A 16819-nucleotide genomic window follows, 5' to 3' on the forward strand; every position below is an offset into this window, starting at 1 on the left:
CCACTCCATGTTGTTAATTTAAGCACCCAGATTTTGTTTAAGACTTTCTGGGAAGGGTAATTTCAAAATTGGTGCCTTTTTCTTCAGTACTGCTTACTTTTATTTGTCCGTTATGACCATCTACAATTTGCTTTATAATATACAAGCCAAGTCCATAACTATCCCTTTTTGTGGGATCTCCATTAGTTTTAGTGAAATTACCGGTAGAAATCATTTCTTTAATACTTTTCGGTATTAGCGGCCCTTCATTGTGAATCTTAAAGAATGCATCATTGCCTTTAGCAAGTATACTAACTGTGACAGGACCACCGGGTTTTCCGTGACGCAAGGCATTAGTAATTAAATTGGTCATTAATTGATCCAGCCTTAAAACGTCCCACTCTCCCTGTACGGGACCGGGAGATTCAATGATCAATTCTGCTTCGGGATAAGCTATCTGTAATTCCTGAACAATTTTAGTACTTTGTGTTGAAAGATCAACCTGTGATTTATTAATATTCATACCGTTTCCCAGGCGCAAATTGGTTAGTTCCAGAAGATTATCTATCAATTCTGCCATACGTTTTACACTGGAACCAGCACGCCCCAGTAAGGATTTCTCCTTTTCTGATAAATTCTTGGACATCTTAAGAATTGACTGCACTCCAGAAATGGCAGCAAGAGGATTTCGCAAATCATGCCCTAAGATACCCATAAACCAATTTTTACTATCATCTACTTTATTTTGAAAGCGTTCTACTGAAATTATCAGTAATTCATCAATGGCTTCATTAAAACGAATCATATCCTGAAAATCAGTCTCCAATTTCCCGGCTTTACTATTCGCTTCCCATAACCGGAGTACACTAGCCCTGAGTGCTCTGAATTCCGAGCATAATTCTATAAGGTTAAAACCTTTATCTGCCCGCTGTTCCCCATGCTGGTTGGCAGCCTCAGATTCACCAGACAACATATTCATATTTCCTTTTGACTTCTCTTCCTGCTGGGCATCAGTTTCTGATGATTCCATGCTCTCCACTACTCTATCGAGCATTTGCTTGATGTGATCCCGGACCTCCTCAAGATCTAGTTTACCAACGCATTCAATATTATCTTTGGCGAATTTCACCCATTCGTCAGTAATTTCTTTCTTATGGGTTTTAATAAAGTGAGCAAACTTCATATAATTAAATTGTATTTGTTTTAAAATAAAACTTTGAATTATATCGTCCTACCTATTTAGATAGAATTAACAGATAAGCCTTTAATTATAGGCTGTTCAATTCAAAATCCTTCTTACAACCTACACTTTTTTTTGGGCGACACTTGATGATGGACGGGAGAGAACTAATTGATGGAAAAAACAGATTTATTAAACCCTGTTAAAGATCTTTCTTAAGATTCTCGATTTCTTAATATTTGTAATAGTCAGCATTTGACGAAAAGACACAAAAGTAAATTACAATGTTTGGAATTAGCGATTTACCGAAATTTTTTCTGGCTTTCTTTCTGGTAATGCCGCTAATTTCTATCCTGCACGAAGCAGGTCATGTATTTTTTGCCTGGCTTATGGGAGGTAAGAACATCAAGGTAAGTATTGGCACGGGGAAGCCAATTTTTAATTGGGGAATGATTGAGGTACGTAAATATTATTTTTGGTATGGCCTGTGTACCTTCGAAAACCTTAAAATCAACAGAAGATGGAGCAATATTCTTGTTTTTGGGGGAGGAAGTCTTTTTAATCTGATTGGAGTATTGACTGTAATGATCCTGGTAGAGCAACAGTTGATGGACACCAATATGTTTACTTATCAATTCACCTATTTCTCCCTCTACTACATTTTCTTTGCACTATTTCCTATGCCTTATCCCGATGGAAACTACAGCGACGGGAAAATAATTCTGGATCTTCTACGGAACAGAAAATATGCTGTTATGGAAAGAGTTTACCGGGTACAATGGAACTCTGAAAAAAAACAATGGTATGTTCTTAACCATGAGAAGGAATTTGTTGAAGCCTTTGAGAATGAAGAAGAAGCCTCTAGTAAAGCAAGGGAAGTAGCTAAAAACTATCGACCCAGTAGAGTTGTTAATATAAAGGACGGAGAGGAAAAAGAAATCCATAACTACCCACGAATCCCCCTGTAGGTTCTATTTTACAACCCAGAGAGGCACCCCGAAATTGGCGTTAAACAATTCTTCGGTTACACTTCCTACTGCAAAAGGGGAAAAGGTATTGCCCCCTTTATCTGCAACCACTAGTAGGTCTGGATTGGATTTTTTGATATTGGCAATGATCTTTTGTGCAGCACCAGATTCCCTTCCCAGGAAAAACAAAGGTTCAATAGATTCAGAATAATTAATTTTTTTAATGTACTTGTCGATTTTCTCCTTCACATGTTTTTCTACTTTGGGAGCCATTGCTTCAGGAGAAACGTAAGGTGAAAACTGTACCGGCACGCTATAGACATGGACAAGTTTAAGAGAAGTTTCATCATGCTTCTGTAAAGCCCTGGTTACATTGAAGACTTTTCGAGATTCAGGTGAAAGATCAGTTCCGGCCCAGATCAATTCGATCTTCGGTTTCGCTGCACGCGGTACAGCCAAAATATCACATCTCAATAACCTTAAGAGTTTCCCGCTCACCAATCCGGTACCTTTTTCATGTTTTTTATTGCCAACTATGGTCAGTTGTACAGCATATTTGTCCACTACATATTTAATAAGGGATTCGCTGTAAGGGTCTTCAGAAATTAATACCTCCCAATCTATTTCAGCCTTGAAATGTTCCTGTACTTTTTCATTAAGTTCATCTCCAATGACCTGGTCAAGGTTAACATCTTTAAGTTGTTCTTCAAAAAGTTCAGAAATTGCATATTTCTTTATGTTATGAACAAAATAAACTTTTTCTGCTCCCAATCTTTTGGAAATAAAGGAAGCGTATTTAATGAGCACCTCATCCAGGTCTGACAGGTCGAGTGCAACGAGAATATTTTTATAGGTTTTCATAAGAGCTGAAGTTAAAGTTTAGGATTTGATTTTTCGGTACCACGTTTTTTAATTATATCTGCCACCTTTTCTTCGTAGCTTTCCCATTCTTTCTGCATTTTTCGTTCTTCGGTTTGTTGATGTTCATCCCGCAGAGCGGTATATAAGGAATAACACATGAACAGAAGAATAAAAGCGAAGGGCAGCCCTGTGGCTATAGATGCAGTTTGTAATGCCTGCAAACCTCCACCTATGAGTAAAACCGCGGCTACAGTACCTTCGGCAACTGCCCAGAATATCCTTTGCCCCACAGGAGCATCGATCTTTCCTCCAGATGTAAGGCTGTCTACAACAAGAGAACCGGAATCGGAAGAAGTAACAAAGAACCCTGCAATTAAAACTACTCCGATAACATTCATTACCACCGCAAAGGGATAATCTTCAAGAAAAACGAAAAGTGCGGTGGCCACATTGTCATCAACTGCATCAAGTACAGACATGTCTCCTACCAAAGCCTGTTGAATTGAAGTGCTTCCAAAGGCCGTGATCCAGAAAAAGGTGATGAGCGAAGGAACTATAAGCACTCCCAGAATAAACTCTTTTATACTGCGACCTTTACTAATGCGGGCAATAAACATCCCAACAAACGGGGACCAGGCGATCCACCAGCCCCAGTAAAATACGGTCCAGGCATTCTGCCAGTCATTTCCTGTATAACTTTCGGTCCAGGTAGAGATCTGCAGAAAGCTATAAAAATAGTTTCCTGTATTTTGTACAAAAGACTGAAATATAAAGATTGTAGGCCCTAACAGAACTACAAGCACCAGTAAAAGCACTGCTATTCTCATATTCCATTCGCTCAAAAATTTCACCCCTTTGTCCACTCCCAATACAACTGACCCTGTCGCAATAAGGGTAATTCCCACGATAAGGGAGACTTGGGTAACAATTCCGCTACTAAGGCCAAAAACGTGAGCAAGTCCTGCCGCAATTTGTTGAACCCCCAGACCAAGGGAAGTGGCCAGTCCAAAAACTGTTGCCAAAACAGCAAATATATCAATAAGATCACCCCATTTTCCGTAAATTTTATCCCCCATAATAGGATAAAAAACCGAACGAATCGTCAATGGGAGCCCGTGGGAGTAGGTGAAATAAGCAAGTGATAGCCCCACCAGTGCATAAATTCCCCAGGCGTGGAAACCCCAGTGTAAAAAGGTGAAATTCATCGCCTCCTGGGCTGCAAGCGGGGTTCCTCCCTCTGCAAGAGGAGGATTCATGAAATGGGTCACCGGCTCTGCAATACTCCAAAATAATAAGCCTATCCCCATTCCTGCACTAAAAAGCATGGCAAACCATGAAAGAGTTTTAAATTCGGGCCGGGCATCCTTTCCGCCTATCCTTATGTCGCCGTACTTGCTGAAGGCAAGGTAAATGACAAAGATCAGGAAGATATTTACACACAGCACAAAAAACCAGCCGACAGTGTTGGCGATAAAATCCTGAATTTCGGTAAAATAAGTTTCTGCCTGTTCTCTGAAAATGAGGGTAAGCGCTATACTTATTATAATAATTATGGAAGAGGTGAAAAATACGGGACCATTGACATCCAACCCCATTATAGATTTTTTCTCGTCGCTTCTTACAATTTTTTTAGTCATGAAATAGTCTTTTATCTCCTGGTTGTACTATGGTAATTTTAAAAATAATACCCGATATTGATATTGAACCTGGCCTCCCAATTAGCCTCCGGAGTACCACGGCTAAAATCATCGATGTAATTCCCTCCCAGCCAGGAATGATTTAAACCGGCAGCATAATCAATATAGGTATAAATATTCCCTGCTGTTATCAGTACACCCGTTACGTTCATGGCAGAATCATCAAAATCATCTTCTTCCTTTTGCATATATCCAAAATCGTTATAAAACAGAAGAGCCGATACCGGCCCCCAGTCTACAGAAACATTTCGGGCCAGGGTAAGAGTGTACATATTGAAATCTGCAGCAACTTCATAAGGGGCACCATAAGCCGCCATTAAAATCACCTCCCGGGATGCCAGAACGGAGTTTTCAGGATTGTGAGCGATGTTCATGGCTTCAGCTTTAAGATTCCAGTTGTTATAGGTTGCTTCATAATGCAAGGCAAGACCATAATGGTCTCCGGTTTCTTCGGTGTCGAGATTGTAAAGACTTCCATACTGTCCGGAAATTCCAATCCGTTGCAGCACATTTCCGTTAAATTTGTAGACGAATTTTCCGTTGAACTGGTTGATCTCTTTATTTCTTCCTGCTACATCATAGGAATACCTGCTATGGGAGATCTCTGTGTCATTTCCAAAGCGCATTTCTTCAGCATTTTTGAAAAAAGCCAGGTGATATTCCGTGTTCTCTCCCAGGTGAATGTATTTGATCCCCATATCGTGATCATCCTCCAGGCCTACATAGTAAGACAGATTGAAAAACCAGTTGTTGGAGTTATACTGCTGAATTCCAAAAGGCACCTGCGTTAATCCCAATTGCAATTCATCTGTTTTGCTGAAGCGATAACCAAACCAGCCTTGCTTTAGCATTCCACCGCCAAAGGCTTCTGAATAGAACCGGTATTCGGCATTAAGATATAGGCCTTTATAAGCTGCATTTGCATTGATCCTGAACATATCATATCCAAAATCCCCTCCTCTCTTCTTCTGCTCCGGTTTCCATGAGGATAAATTGTAGTTGAACCGTAAAGCACCGCCAACTGTCACTTCCGGATTTTCTTGTGCATTAAGAGTATTAGGAATAGCTACTATGATTAGTAAGAGCCCGATTGTAATTAATGGTGTAATTTTTAAATTCATTCACTTTACTTGAGGTTTTCAAGTTAGGTTTAGGAATCTGGAAAGCCATTTATTTTGTGATAAAATAATGTTAAGCGACACTTTAAAAATAATGATCAATAAGAATTCCCCTCAAGCTGTTGTTTTCTATTCGCTTATCAGCTAAGATTTTTTCAAAACAAATAGGATTCTCTTGCATTACTTTTACACTAACTATATATAATAAACTAATTATCAGCCCCATAGGTTTTATGAGTTTTCAAAGCCTTGAATCTTAAAGTATAACAATTAAAGACATAATTGTTGTTAATAAACCAAAAGAAAGGGACAAATGCAGCTATTTTTATAAAAAACAGTACGATGAAAAAATTTGCTACAAATACTTTTAAGCTTAAATTTCTGCTCTTGATAATGATCGTTTTTCTTTATTCCCAAAACGGAATTGCCCAGATCGCAGCTAATGTAGAGACAGCCACGAATGCTGAAAAAATTCAGCCTGAAGGCCCGGCACCAGATTGGGCCCCGGGTATTGATCCTCAAATGCTTGCTGTTATTGAGCAATTTCAAAGTTATGGAATTGTCCCATATGCAAAACTCACTGCCGAACAGGCGCGGGAAGAACCCACTTTTCATACTGCCTTGCAGGAACTACTGCGGCGGAATAATATTACTCCGGAGGTTGCCGATGTATCCGTCAATCATAAGGTAATACCCAGTGGTACAGATCAGGATCTTCTGGTTAGGATCTATACCCCTAATTCCGGAACAGGTCCGTTTCCCGTTATTGTATATTATCACGGGGGAGGATGGGTAATAGCCGATCTTAATACCTATGAGCCTTCAGCCAGTGCTCTTGCGGCCAAAACCGGAGCTATTGTTATTTCTGTAGCTTACCGGCAGGCACCCGAGCACAGATTTCCGGCGGCGCATGAAGATGCCTTTGCCGCCTATGAATGGGCGCGGGATTCTGTAAGTACTATTAATGGAAATCCAGATATGGTAGCCACAGCGGGTGAAAGCGCAGGTGGTAATCTGGCCGTTGCCGTAGCTTTAATGGCAAAACAAAGAAATGTAGAAATGCCAAATCATATTCTTTCTGTATATCCTATAGCAGATGGTAATATTGATTCTCCAACTTATGATGAGTTCGTGAATTCACTTTTTCTGAATAAACCTCTTATGAAATGGTTCTTTGAGCAATATAATCCTGATTGGGAAACAGAGGAAAATCAATGGATCTCATTAGTGAGTGCTGATCTTAGCGGCTTACCACCAACTACCATAATAAATGCAGAAATCGACCCTTTACGTTATGAAGGAATGAAACTCGCCGAAAGCTTAGAGGCAGCAGGTGTACCTGTAGATCGTAGAGTCTATGAAGGAGTGACCCATGAATTTTTTGGTATGAATGCTCTTTTGGAAGAGGCTGTGGCTGCACAATTATTTGCAGCATCACGCCTGCAGGAAACTTTCAAGAAATAGTTAGATTCTGAACATAAGAGATGCCGCCTGCAGCTTTTCTTGTTATACTCTGACGCCGCAAGGTAAACTTTGCATGCTGAATGCAGCTAGAATTCTTAGTTCCAATTTGAGATTTAGAGCTTGAAAAAATGGAATTAACCAAAAGGGTTTAGGATTTACAGAATCCTCATTACATCCGGCGCTAGAAATATAAAAGTTCTGCAGGCTAGCGCCTGCAGCTTTTCTTGTTCAAAGACTGTGCTGCAAAAGTAAACTTTGCGCACCGCTTTAAACAAGAAAAGTGATGCTCTCGCATCACTTTTATACTTGTCGGGATGACAGGATTTGAACCTGCGACCCTACGCCCCCCAGACGTATACGCTACCGGACTGCGCCACATCCCGAATTGAAAGTGCAAATTAAGCAGCTTATTTCTAATTTTCAAAGGGAAACCATAGCTTTTTCCATCCTCTCTCATATTGTGTTAATCTATCATACCGAAATGACACATAATGAGTCATTTATTAAAAATCTTATTTAGAAAATTCTTTCATAGTTTTTGTCACTAGCTACAGGGTTTAAGACATTTTTTATAAAGCTGTAATTTTTTTGCCTTAGTTTAGCTTCTGCGCCTAAAAAAAGCTTTCCCTGTATGAAGAAATATTTCATCTTTTTCCTCCTGGTTGTTCTTCAGCAATCCTGCAAAATCCCTGCAGAACCCAAGATATATCCTTCTCTATCTGAACGCGGACTGGTAGCAGAGCACGCTATGGTGGTTTCGGCAAGAAAAGAAGCCTCAAAAATAGGATTGGAAATCATTAAGATGGGTGGTAATGCATTTGATGCAATGGTCGCGACAGAGATGGCTCTTGCTGTTGTCTATCCATACGCGGGCAATCTGGGCGGTGGCGGCTTCATGGTCTACCGGCTCAACACCGGGGAAACCGGAGCTCTTGATTACCGGGAAAAGGCACCGCTTAGGGCTCATAGGGACATGTTTCTCGACAGCCTGGGAAATGCAGATCCCAAAAAAAGCCGTTCTGGAGGCCTCGCTGTGGGAGTTCCCGGAACTGTAGCCGGAATATTTGCCGTTCATGAAAAATTTGGGAGTATGTCTATGGAGAGGATCCTGGCTCCTGTGATTACCCTGGCAAAAAAAGGATTTATAGTAACTCCAAACCAGGCAGCCTCTTTGCAACGACACAGAAACTCAATTATTAAAGCCAATGGAGAGAACGTCCTTTTTGCGAAAGAACGGGAACCGGGAGATACATTTAGGAACCACGCCTTAGCAGCAACTTTGGTGAAGCTTTCCACCAATGGAAGGAATGAATTCTATTCCGGTGAAACTGCAGAAAAACTGGTGAAATTTCTGCAGGAAAAAGGGGGCATTATTACAATGGAAGATCTTGCAGCCTATGAAGTACAGTGGCGCGATCCAGTTGCTTTCCAGTACGATGACCTTAGGATCATCTCCATGTCACCTCCCTCCAGCGGAGGGATCGTTATGGGGCAGATCATGAAAATGATCGAACCCTATCCCCTGCACGAATACGGACATAACTCGGTGAAAGGGATTCAGGTGATCACAGAAGCCGAAAGAAGAGCTTACGCAGATCGTAGTTACTACCTGGGAGATCCAGATTTTGTGGAAATTCCGGTGAAAAAACTGTTAAGTCAAGAATATCTTGAAAATCGTATGGATAATTTTAGCTTTGACCACGCCACTTCCTCTTCTGAAATTAGTCACGGTACCATTCCCGGCTATGAAAGCATGGAAACCACTCACTACTCTATTGTGGATACCGAAGGTAATGCAGTATCAGTGACTACTACTCTCAACGGTGCTTATGGGTCAAAACTCTACGTGGAGGAACTTGGTTTTTTCCTGAACAATGAGATGGATGATTTTAGTGCAAAGCCGGGAGTACCTAATATGTTTGGGCTTATAGGAGCCGAAGCTAACGCCATAGAACCCGGTAAAAGAATGTTGAGTTCAATGACTCCAACTATTGTGGAAAAGAATGGAGAACTTTTCATGGTTCTAGGTTCGCCGGGAGGCTCCACCATCATAACTTCGGTGATGCAAACGATCCTCAATGTTACGGAATTTAATATGGGAATGCAGCAGGCTGTGAGCGCACCGCGTTTTCATCACCAGTGGTTACCCGATGAAGTGCGCTTTGAACCTAATTCTTTTTCAGAAGCTACGTTGGACTCCTTGAGAAAAAAAGGTTATGAAGTTACAGTGGGTGAATCTACCATCCTGGGAAAAGTAGATGCCATCCTGGTCCTACCCAATGGAAAACTCGAAGGTGGAGCCGATCCACGGGGAGATGACACTGCTGCCGGATTTTAAAATCAGGTGGAAATCTACCATTTTTGGCACCTGAGCCTTAATTGCTTTCCCTTGCCTTAAAAAATATTTTGAATGTAGTACCTTCTCCTTCTTTGCTCTCAAGTTTGATCCTGCCCTCATAGTCCTCCACCATTCTTTTCACCACGTAAAGTCCCATTCCTGTGCCGCTTATCTCTTCAGATAACCTGGAAGATTTTTTAAAGATCTGCCGTTGATATTTTTCCGGGATGCCAACACCATTATCCCGCACACAGAGTACAACAAAACCGTCAACCGATTCTGTAGCTATTTTTATTTCTGAAGATTTTTTGGGATCGCTGAACTTAACAGCATTGTGAACAATATTGTAAACCACACTTCTTAAGCTGCTGCGTGGAAAGATGATGCCTGAAACTTTAAGATCTAATGTAACTTTGATCTTTTTTTCGCGGATCTCCAGTTTAAGGGCGGTAAGTATATCTTCACATAAATCTTTGATGTGCAGTACATGTTCTCCAGAAGTTTCTCCTTTCTGCTCCCATTTTCCCGAAGTAAAGTCTTCTACGAGATCTTCCAGGCCTCTCGACGATTCTTTCAGTGTCTTAATCCACTTTTCAAAATGTTTAGTGTCGTTTTTCTTATGTGCGATTAATAACCCATCAGCAATTAAAGTAATGGCTGAAATTGGTTGCCTTATGTCGTGGGCCAGGGCGTACATGAGGGTCTGGTGCTGTGAATTAAGTTTTTCAAGACTTCTAATGGCAAGCAGGCGCCTGGTAATATCCACAAATGTAATAATTACCCCATTAATTTGTGCTGTCTCAAATTCGATGTATGGTACGATGTTCATTTGAAACCAGCGCCCGTCGGTAGTCTGAACTTCTTTCTCCAGGCTTTTTTTCTTGTTATCAATTACATCCTGAATATCTTCAACAACATGTGGGTAACGCAGGTTGTCTTTAACATCGGTAATATTCTTCCCAACATGATCATAAGTGAGTGAGAATTGCTTCATGGCCGGGGGAGTAAAGATTCTCAATATGAGATCTGCATCCACGAACAGCTGCGGGATTATGGTATTAGAAAAGTAATTTTCAAGATCAAAATTGAGCTTCCGCAGTTCACGGGCATCCTCTCGTGGAGTTTCAGACATATTATGACAATTGCATATTAAAATGCAAGATGTAAATAACGTAATATAAAAAAGAGTAAAACAGAAAAACTTTCAAAGTTTTAAGAAAATTTTTAGATCAGTTAAATCTAATAATTCCTTTTCTTTTGAACCTGTAGCCGCTAAAAGCACATTTTAATCACTGTACTTCCCCCGCAAGGTGACATAAAAAATCTAAGCAAGTAAAGCCAACTTAATTTTTTTAAACTATTAGTTTTTACAACTCATCTGTAAATTCTTACAGATGAGATATTAAATATTGGGTTTTGTTTATTTCACTCCTAATTTATGTGGAAAACTAAAGAGATGCCACACGACTCTATTGGATGGATCCATACCATTGCAGCAGTAATTGCTTTAATTACAGGAAGTTTAGTTTTGTTAAAGACCAAAGGAACATTTCTGCATAAAATGACAGGAAGAGTGTATGCTGTTTCTATGCTCATGGTTTGTGGTACAGCATTTATGATATACCGTGTTCATAACACTTTTGGTATTTTACACATTTTTGCATTAATTAGTACTATAACTTTGTTCTTAGGTATGCTCCCGTTATATTTAGGTCTTCATAAGAAACCAGTTGTAGCACATTTATCCTGGATGTACTGGTCGGTTATTGGACTTTATTGTGCTTTTGCTGCAGAAATTTTCACACGTTTGCCTACCATCCTGAATATTAAGAATACGTATGGAATTTTTTATGCCCTAATAGGGTTGTCTGCAGGAATTGTTGGATTTATTGGCAGTCATTTTTTTAAGAGAAAGAAAAAAGTTTGGGAGGATCAATTCGGTTCTTAGAATTAAAACAAGGATGTAAATTTATTTTAATTATAATTGGAATTTTTAAATATCTATGAAAGACAAATTACTTGGTCCGAACAACAGTTTATCTAAAAATACCAGAATAGCTTTGCTCATCGGAGGAATAGTTCTATTGATCATGAACCTGTCTCTGGTGGATTACGAGCATTTATTGTCCCGCAAAAATCTTTCCCCCTGTCTAAATATGGTTGCCAACATTTTAATCATTGCGGCAATAGTGGTTTCATTAAGATATACAAGAAAAAAAGACAAATAGATCAGATCTGCATCCTCTCTGAAAATAGATTTATAGAAAGACTTTATTTTTTCCGGAGAATTACCTCATAACTTGCACTAAGTTTTAACTCGTTAATAGTATTCCAACTGTGCATTTCCTTCCGGTCGGGATAACCTAACTCCTCGTCCTGCCAATCTGTAATCTTTGGTTCCTGTTCTTCTGTCCCAAAGACTGAACATAAAATAGTAGTGACAACAGCAACTATAACCTTTTCCATTTAAGCGGATTTTTGGTAGTTAAAAAACGAATGCTGTAGGGAAGCGGACCAAAAGTAGGTATTAACTTTTTATTAAGAAAATGTCCGAAAGTTAAATTTGAAAAGAGCTCCTAAAAATGGCATTTTTGAGATCTTGTTTTTATACTTAAAATCCTGAAGAATTCACAGTTAGGTTTATTCTACCATTACTTCTGAATATTTTTCATAAAAAACCTGATCACCTCAAGGTTAATCTCTCCGGTAGACCAGTGTCCCACTTCTGCATAGGTGCGAAATTCAGCATTTACTCCCTCCTCCTTATAAATCTCCTGACAATTTTCCCATCGTTCCGGCTGCATTTGTCTTCCAACCGTAGCATAAATCACACTGCGTTCTGCATCGTTATAGGCATCGTCAAAAGGCACTGCATCATTGTTATCCAGTGCACCCATAAACAGAAACTGCGGAATTTTCCTATACTCTTTAAGATTGACTTCCCTGCCTGATATCTCCTGAAGATCGTTAATTCCTAAAGGATAATTTAGTTCGTGACCATTCATTACCTTCTTTGGAAGCATAAGAATACCGTTTAAACCTCCCACCGATGCCGCCTTAACTATTTCAGGATGTAAAAATAAAAAGCGGTTTACAAAACTACCCGAAGCAGAAAAGCCGCTCATTAGTACCTTCTCTGCTACAGGGATTTTTAGTTCTTTCAACCGGGAACTTACATCCTTAATCATGGCTACTAACTGCAGGTCAAGATTTTCAAAATTTTCATTCTCGACCAACAAAGCGTCACGGTCGAGGGCATGAGTATAAACCAGATCGTGTGCTTTGGGTCGAGGAAAGATTGGCACCAAAAAAGGAATCTTCATTTCGGTAGAAACATTATTTCCTATGGATCTTTCTGTAGCCACAAACATGGCTGCTTTTCGATGAACTTCAATGGAATCTGAAGTAAATCCGGTGTTATTCGGTTCCACCAGCAACCAGGTCTTTTTCTCTTTTTGTAATCCTTTCGGGATGTACAGCAAGTAGTCATAGGCAAATCCGGCTTCGGGGTTTGCCTTCACGGTAATAAGCGTGTCCTGCTGAAATTTTTTAGCTGCACTTCCTGAAACTACTGTTTGGGAAAAGGCTGCACAGAATGAAAAAATAAGACTGAGTGTAAAAAATGATTTCATAACTGACTTTTTAAGAAACTGACTGCCAGATAGTTTGTTTGACAAATTTCGACAAATGACAATACAATTACCTTTTTTACCAGAATTTTTTTTACGAAATACGATACTTTTTGAGGAAGATCTGTGTTAAAAATACATACCGCTTCACTCACTAATGTATTAGGAAAAACCGTCCAATTTTTTCTTAATGACATATATTTATCGTAATATTACAATGATTATATAAAATATTCTTTTCTACAAATTACTATTGTTATGAAAAATGAGCAAGAACTTAAAGATTCAGTGAGAGAACGCTACTCAAAAATCGCCGAGCAGGGCAAGGCAGAGAATGCTGCCTCCTGCTGTGGCGCGACCACTCCTTCCAATAAGGTTTATAACATCATGATGGACGACTACACCGGAACCGAAGGGTATATTGAAGATGCCGATCTTGGACTTGGCTGTGGACTTCCTACGCAATACGCCGGGATCAAAAAAGGAGATACAGTGATAGATCTGGGATCTGGTGCGGGGAATGACTGCTTTGTCGCCAGGCATGAAACAGGAGCTGAAGGAAAGGTTATAGGGATTGATTTTACTCCGGCTATGATACGAAAAGCCCGTATAAATGCTGATAAGTTAGGTTTCAATAACGTCGAATTTCGCGAAGGAGATATTGATGACCTGCCGGTTAATGATAACACTGCAGATGTAATAGTTAGCAACTGCGTGCTCAATCTCGTACCAGATAAGCCAAAAGTTATTACGGAAATCTTCAGGGTATTAAAACCGGGGGGACACTTCAGCATTTCAGATATTGTTCTGGTGGGCGATTTACCAGTAGCTTTGCGCGAAGACGCCGAAATGTACGCAGGTTGCGTAGCCGGTGCCATTCAAAAAGGGGATTATTTGCAGTACATTAAAAATGCAGGTTTTAAGAACCTCATCCTTCAAAAAGAAAAACCAATCACCATTCCCGATGATATTCTGTCGAAATATCTTTCAGAAGTAGAAATTACCGAATTTAAAAAAGGGGAAACCGGAATTTTTAGCATTACCGTTTACGCAGAGAAACCGGGAGTAAAAAAGGAAAAACCAAAAATTAAAATGACCGCCCTGCAAACAGAGGGAGCATGTTGCGCACCGGATTCGGGTTGTTGTTAAATGGAAGCCGTCAGTTCCTACTGCCGTCAGTATGAGTAATTTTTTCACGAGCGGAAGCCGGGAAAAAATTATATTGAGCACGGCAGCGAGCACAAAAAAAGCAGGCAAGAATTTGCCTGCTTTCCATCATTTTTGGGAGGTATAGATCTATAACTTCTTCAAGCCACGGGTTTCAGATTTATCTGCTTCAATGATGCTAATAGCATATCCACCTCCCGGAGCAGAAGGCTGTGAGAGTTTTGATCTATTGTTTACTACCACTTTTCTGATATCATAAGCTTGCGGATTCTCCCGGTAGTGCGCATCTTTAGCATCAGAATAAATAGTAGCTATATAAGTTTTGTCTTCATCAAGAAAATCAAAGCTGATTTTAGAAGTTCTGGGTGTTAGCCCGTTCACATTTCCTAAAAACCAATCATTGGTTCCTTTTTCCTTTCGGGCTATGGTGATATAGTCTCCAGGCTCGGCTTCCAGATATACGCTCTTGTCCCAGTCTATTCCTACATCTTTTATGAACTGAAAAGCATCGGGAAAACGTTCATAGTTCTCGGGAAGATCGGCAGCCATTTGAAGAGGAGAATACATAGTAACGTATAAGGCCAACTGATTAGCAATCGTACTGTTTACCCACGAATCATTTTCAGGATTGACTTTGGAAATATCCATTTCAAAGATTCCCGGAGTGTAATCCATGGGTCCACCAATAAGTCTCGTAAATGGCAATATTGTCACGTGATTCGGCTTGGAACCTCCAAACGCCTGATACTCTGTTCCCCTTGCTGATTCATTAGCGATAAGATTTGGCCATGTTCTGGCAACACCTGTAGGCCTCACCGCTTCATGAGCATTAACCATGATCTCATAGTCTGCCGCTTTTTCAATAGCATACTGATAATGATCTACCAGCCACTGGCTGTAATGGTTCTCCCCCCTGGGAAGGATATCGCCTACGTAACCGCTCTTTACAGAGTTGTAACCGTGATTTTTCATGAATTGGTAAGCTGTGTCCAGATGGCGTTCATAATTTCTTACCGAAGAAGAAGTTTCATGGTGCATCACCATTTCTACTCCTTTGCTCTTTGCGTAGTCCTCTATTTCTTCAAGATCAAAATCGGGATAAGGAGTCAGGAAGTCAAAAACATAATCCTTAGAATTTCCGAACCAGTCTTCCCATCCAATATTCCAGCCTTCAACAAGGACTCCGTCGAACCCATGCTCGGCAGCAAAGTCAATATAACGCTTTACATTTTCTGTTGTTGCGCCGTGAGTGTCATTGGGTGTGGCATTTTCATAATCGGTTTCTCCAAGTTTTACTGCAGGAAAGTCATTGGTATAGTGCCACGAACTTTTTCCTGTGATCATTTCCCACCATACTCCAATATATTTCATCGGCTTTATCCACGAAGTGTCATCAATAGCCACAGGGTCGTTAAGGTTGTAGGTCATTCTCGAGGCCAAAATATCTTTGGCATCATCGCTAACAATAATCGTTCTCCAGGGGGTTTTTCCCGGCGCGATCATATAGGCTTTGTTACCCAGGACATCCGGTGTTAGCCATGATTCCAAAACCATATTCTCATCGTCCAGATTAAGGTGCATTGCAGAATAATCAAGTAAAGCAGCCTCGTGTAAATTGATATAAAGACCGTCATCTGTTCTTAGCAGAAGTGAAGTTTGCACCCCGGTATCCGAAAATGAAGTTTGAGAAAGATTCTCTGTAATGGATGTTTCCATTAAACCGCGTATTTCTGAAAGTCTTGACTCAATATAATCGTACTCCTGCGTATCATAATCTCCCGGAATCCAGAAGGCCGTATGATCTCCCGTCATTGCAAACTGAGTTCTTTCATCTTCCACAATAAAATGTCCCAGGTTTTGCTGTTGTGGAAATTCATATCTGAATCCGAGTCCGTCATTAAAAACCCTGAATCTAATGATCATTTGACGATCTGTAGACTTTTGATTTAGTACTACTGCAAGTTCATTGTATTGATTACGAATCTCACTTTCCTCTCCCCAAACAGGTTCCCAGGTTTCGTCAAAATCAGATTCTTTATGTTCAATAACTTCAAAATTGTTGAGCAGCGAATGTTCATCATTTTTTAATTCTAAGCCGAGTTTGCTTGTCTCGATTACAGCTTGGTCCTTATATAAAAGATTATAGGCAGGCGTTCCATCTTCCAGCAGCATAAACTCCATTTGCACCTCTCCATTGGGAGAAGCAACGTTTTGAGCCAGAGTTAGCTCGGTACAGCTTAAGCAAAGACAAGCCGTTATAAATAAATTCTTCATCTTCAAATTTTTATTCTTTAGAGGCATTATTTAATAAAATGAATGGCAAATATATGGCTTCTTCCGAAGAAGGAAATATCTGGACCTATTTTGACAATTGTTATTGGAAAGAAATTAGCCGGGAATTTCCCGGCTAATATGATA

At 40.1% G+C, this 16819-nt stretch carries 14 protein-coding genes and 1 tRNA gene; 6 read left to right on the top strand and 9 right to left on the bottom strand.

The window, feature by feature from the left end; translation table 11 throughout:
• Nucleotides 1-37: 37 nt before the first annotated feature.
• Nucleotides 38-1162, bottom strand: a complete 1125-nt coding sequence (locus H148_RS0110290; protein ID WP_029034730.1) for a sensor histidine kinase — start codon at nt 1160-1162, stop codon at nt 38-40.
• A 281-nt stretch (nt 1163-1443) separates the two neighbouring features.
• On the opposite strand from H148_RS0110290, the gene H148_RS0110295 reads away from it, so the two are divergent.
• Nucleotides 1444-2127, top strand: coding sequence for a M50 family metallopeptidase (locus H148_RS0110295; RefSeq protein WP_029034731.1), 684 nt, complete (start codon nt 1444-1446; stop codon nt 2125-2127).
• 3 nt (nt 2128-2130) lie between these two features.
• Here H148_RS0110295 and H148_RS0110300 read toward each other — a convergent pair whose 3' ends face one another.
• Genes H148_RS0110300 through H148_RS0110310 form a run of 3 tightly spaced genes read right to left on the bottom strand, consistent with a single transcriptional unit; the run spans nt 2131 to nt 5806 of the window.
• A complete protein-coding gene (locus tag H148_RS0110300) occupies nt 2131-2988 on the bottom strand; it encodes a universal stress protein (RefSeq protein ID WP_029034732.1) in 858 nt (285 codons plus the stop codon).
• A gap of 11 nt (nt 2989-2999) precedes the next feature.
• Nucleotides 3000-4625, bottom strand: coding sequence for a BCCT family transporter (locus H148_RS0110305; RefSeq protein ID WP_029034733.1), 1626 nt, complete (start codon nt 4623-4625; stop codon nt 3000-3002).
• A gap of 38 nt (nt 4626-4663) precedes the next feature.
• Nucleotides 4664-5806 carry a hypothetical protein gene (locus H148_RS0110310; protein WP_029034734.1) on the bottom strand — a complete coding sequence of 381 codons (1143 nt, stop codon included), beginning with the start codon at nt 5804-5806 and terminating at the stop codon, nt 4664-4666.
• 339 nt (nt 5807-6145) lie between these two features.
• Here H148_RS0110310 and H148_RS17675 point away from each other — a divergent pair, with 339 nt between their 5' ends.
• Entirely contained in the window at nt 6146-7267 is a 1122-nt protein-coding gene (locus H148_RS17675) for an alpha/beta hydrolase (RefSeq protein WP_051286368.1), read from the top strand.
• Nucleotides 7268-7576: 309 nt separating this feature from the next.
• Here the strand turns inward: H148_RS17675 and H148_RS0110325 are convergent.
• Nucleotides 7577-7650, bottom strand: a tRNA-Pro gene (locus tag H148_RS0110325).
• 248 nt (nt 7651-7898) lie between these two features.
• Between H148_RS0110325 and ggt the strand changes: the two genes are divergently transcribed.
• On the top strand, nt 7899-9605 hold the full coding sequence (ggt, locus tag H148_RS0110335; RefSeq protein WP_029034735.1) for a gamma-glutamyltransferase: 1707 nt from the start codon (nt 7899-7901) through the stop codon (nt 9603-9605).
• A 37-nt stretch (nt 9606-9642) separates the two neighbouring features.
• Here the strand turns inward: ggt and H148_RS0110340 are convergent, their stop codons facing one another.
• Nucleotides 9643-10737, bottom strand: a complete 1095-nt coding sequence (locus H148_RS0110340; RefSeq protein WP_029034736.1) for a sensor histidine kinase — start codon at nt 10735-10737, stop codon at nt 9643-9645.
• 324 nt (nt 10738-11061) lie between these two features.
• Between H148_RS0110340 and H148_RS0110345 the strand changes: the two genes are divergently transcribed.
• Both H148_RS0110345 and H148_RS0110350 read left to right on the top strand, forming a co-directional pair.
• Nucleotides 11062-11553, top strand: a complete 492-nt coding sequence (locus H148_RS0110345; protein WP_029034737.1) for a DUF2306 domain-containing protein — start codon at nt 11062-11064, stop codon at nt 11551-11553.
• Between the two features lie 55 nt (nt 11554-11608).
• Entirely contained in the window at nt 11609-11833 is a 225-nt protein-coding gene (locus tag H148_RS0110350) for a hypothetical protein (RefSeq protein WP_029034738.1), read from the top strand.
• A gap of 43 nt (nt 11834-11876) precedes the next feature.
• Here H148_RS0110350 and H148_RS0110355 read toward each other — a convergent pair whose 3' ends face one another.
• Together H148_RS0110355 and H148_RS17680 are read right to left on the bottom strand one after the other, a co-directional pair.
• Complete coding sequence (locus H148_RS0110355; RefSeq protein WP_029034739.1) at nt 11877-12071, bottom strand: hypothetical protein; 195 nt, start codon at nt 12069-12071, stop codon at nt 11877-11879.
• A 185-nt stretch (nt 12072-12256) separates the two neighbouring features.
• The gene (locus tag H148_RS17680; RefSeq protein ID WP_051286370.1) at nt 12257-13237 is read right to left on the bottom strand and encodes an alpha/beta hydrolase; all 981 of its coding nucleotides are present in this window, start codon (nt 13235-13237) and stop codon (nt 12257-12259) included.
• A gap of 255 nt (nt 13238-13492) precedes the next feature.
• Between H148_RS17680 and H148_RS0110370 the strand changes: the two genes are divergently transcribed.
• Nucleotides 13493-14383 (top strand): arsenite methyltransferase, encoded by an 891-nt coding sequence (locus H148_RS0110370; RefSeq protein ID WP_029034741.1) that lies wholly within the window; start codon nt 13493-13495, stop codon nt 14381-14383.
• Nucleotides 14384-14530: 147 nt separating this feature from the next.
• Here the strand turns inward: H148_RS0110370 and H148_RS0110375 are convergent, their stop codons facing one another.
• Nucleotides 14531-16675: a glycoside hydrolase family 97 protein gene (locus tag H148_RS0110375; RefSeq protein ID WP_029034742.1), complete on the bottom strand. Its 2145-nt coding sequence runs from the start codon at nt 16673-16675 to the stop codon at nt 14531-14533.
• Nucleotides 16676-16819 lie beyond the last annotated feature (144 nt).

The sequence above is a fragment of the Salinimicrobium terrae DSM 17865 genome, from assembly GCF_000424665.1.
Lineage (GTDB): Bacteria > Bacteroidota > Bacteroidia > Flavobacteriales > Flavobacteriaceae > Salinimicrobium > Salinimicrobium terrae.

Bases quoted from the DNA above. Each gene is read 5' to 3' on its own strand.
- H148_RS0110310 (WP_029034734.1), bottom strand. From the start codon at position 5,806: ATGAATTTAAAAATTACACCATTAATTACAATCGGGCTCTTACTAATC.
- ggt (WP_029034735.1), top strand. From the start codon at position 7,899: ATGAAGAAATATTTCATCTTTTTCCTCCTGGTTGTTCTTCAGCAATCC.
- H148_RS17680 (WP_051286370.1), bottom strand. From the start codon at position 13,237: ATGAAATCATTTTTTACACTCAGTCTTATTTTTTCATTCTGTGCAGCC.
- H148_RS0110355 (WP_029034739.1), bottom strand. From the start codon at position 12,071: ATGGAAAAGGTTATAGTTGCTGTTGTCACTACTATTTTATGTTCAGTC.
- H148_RS0110290 (WP_029034730.1), bottom strand. From the start codon at position 1,162: ATGAAGTTTGCTCACTTTATTAAAACCCATAAGAAAGAAATTACTGAC.
- H148_RS0110300 (WP_029034732.1), bottom strand. From the start codon at position 2,988: ATGAAAACCTATAAAAATATTCTCGTTGCACTCGACCTGTCAGACCTG.
- H148_RS0110295 (WP_029034731.1), top strand. From the start codon at position 1,444: ATGTTTGGAATTAGCGATTTACCGAAATTTTTTCTGGCTTTCTTTCTG.
- H148_RS0110340 (WP_029034736.1), bottom strand. From the start codon at position 10,737: ATGTCTGAAACTCCACGAGAGGATGCCCGTGAACTGCGGAAGCTCAAT.
- H148_RS0110305 (WP_029034733.1), bottom strand. From the start codon at position 4,625: ATGACTAAAAAAATTGTAAGAAGCGACGAGAAAAAATCTATAATGGGG.
- H148_RS0110370 (WP_029034741.1), top strand. From the start codon at position 13,493: ATGAAAAATGAGCAAGAACTTAAAGATTCAGTGAGAGAACGCTACTCA.
- H148_RS17675 (WP_051286368.1), top strand. From the start codon at position 6,146: ATGAAAAAATTTGCTACAAATACTTTTAAGCTTAAATTTCTGCTCTTG.
- H148_RS0110375 (WP_029034742.1), bottom strand. From the start codon at position 16,675: ATGAAGAATTTATTTATAACGGCTTGTCTTTGCTTAAGCTGTACCGAG.
- H148_RS0110350 (WP_029034738.1), top strand. From the start codon at position 11,609: ATGAAAGACAAATTACTTGGTCCGAACAACAGTTTATCTAAAAATACC.
- H148_RS0110345 (WP_029034737.1), top strand. From the start codon at position 11,062: ATGCCACACGACTCTATTGGATGGATCCATACCATTGCAGCAGTAATT.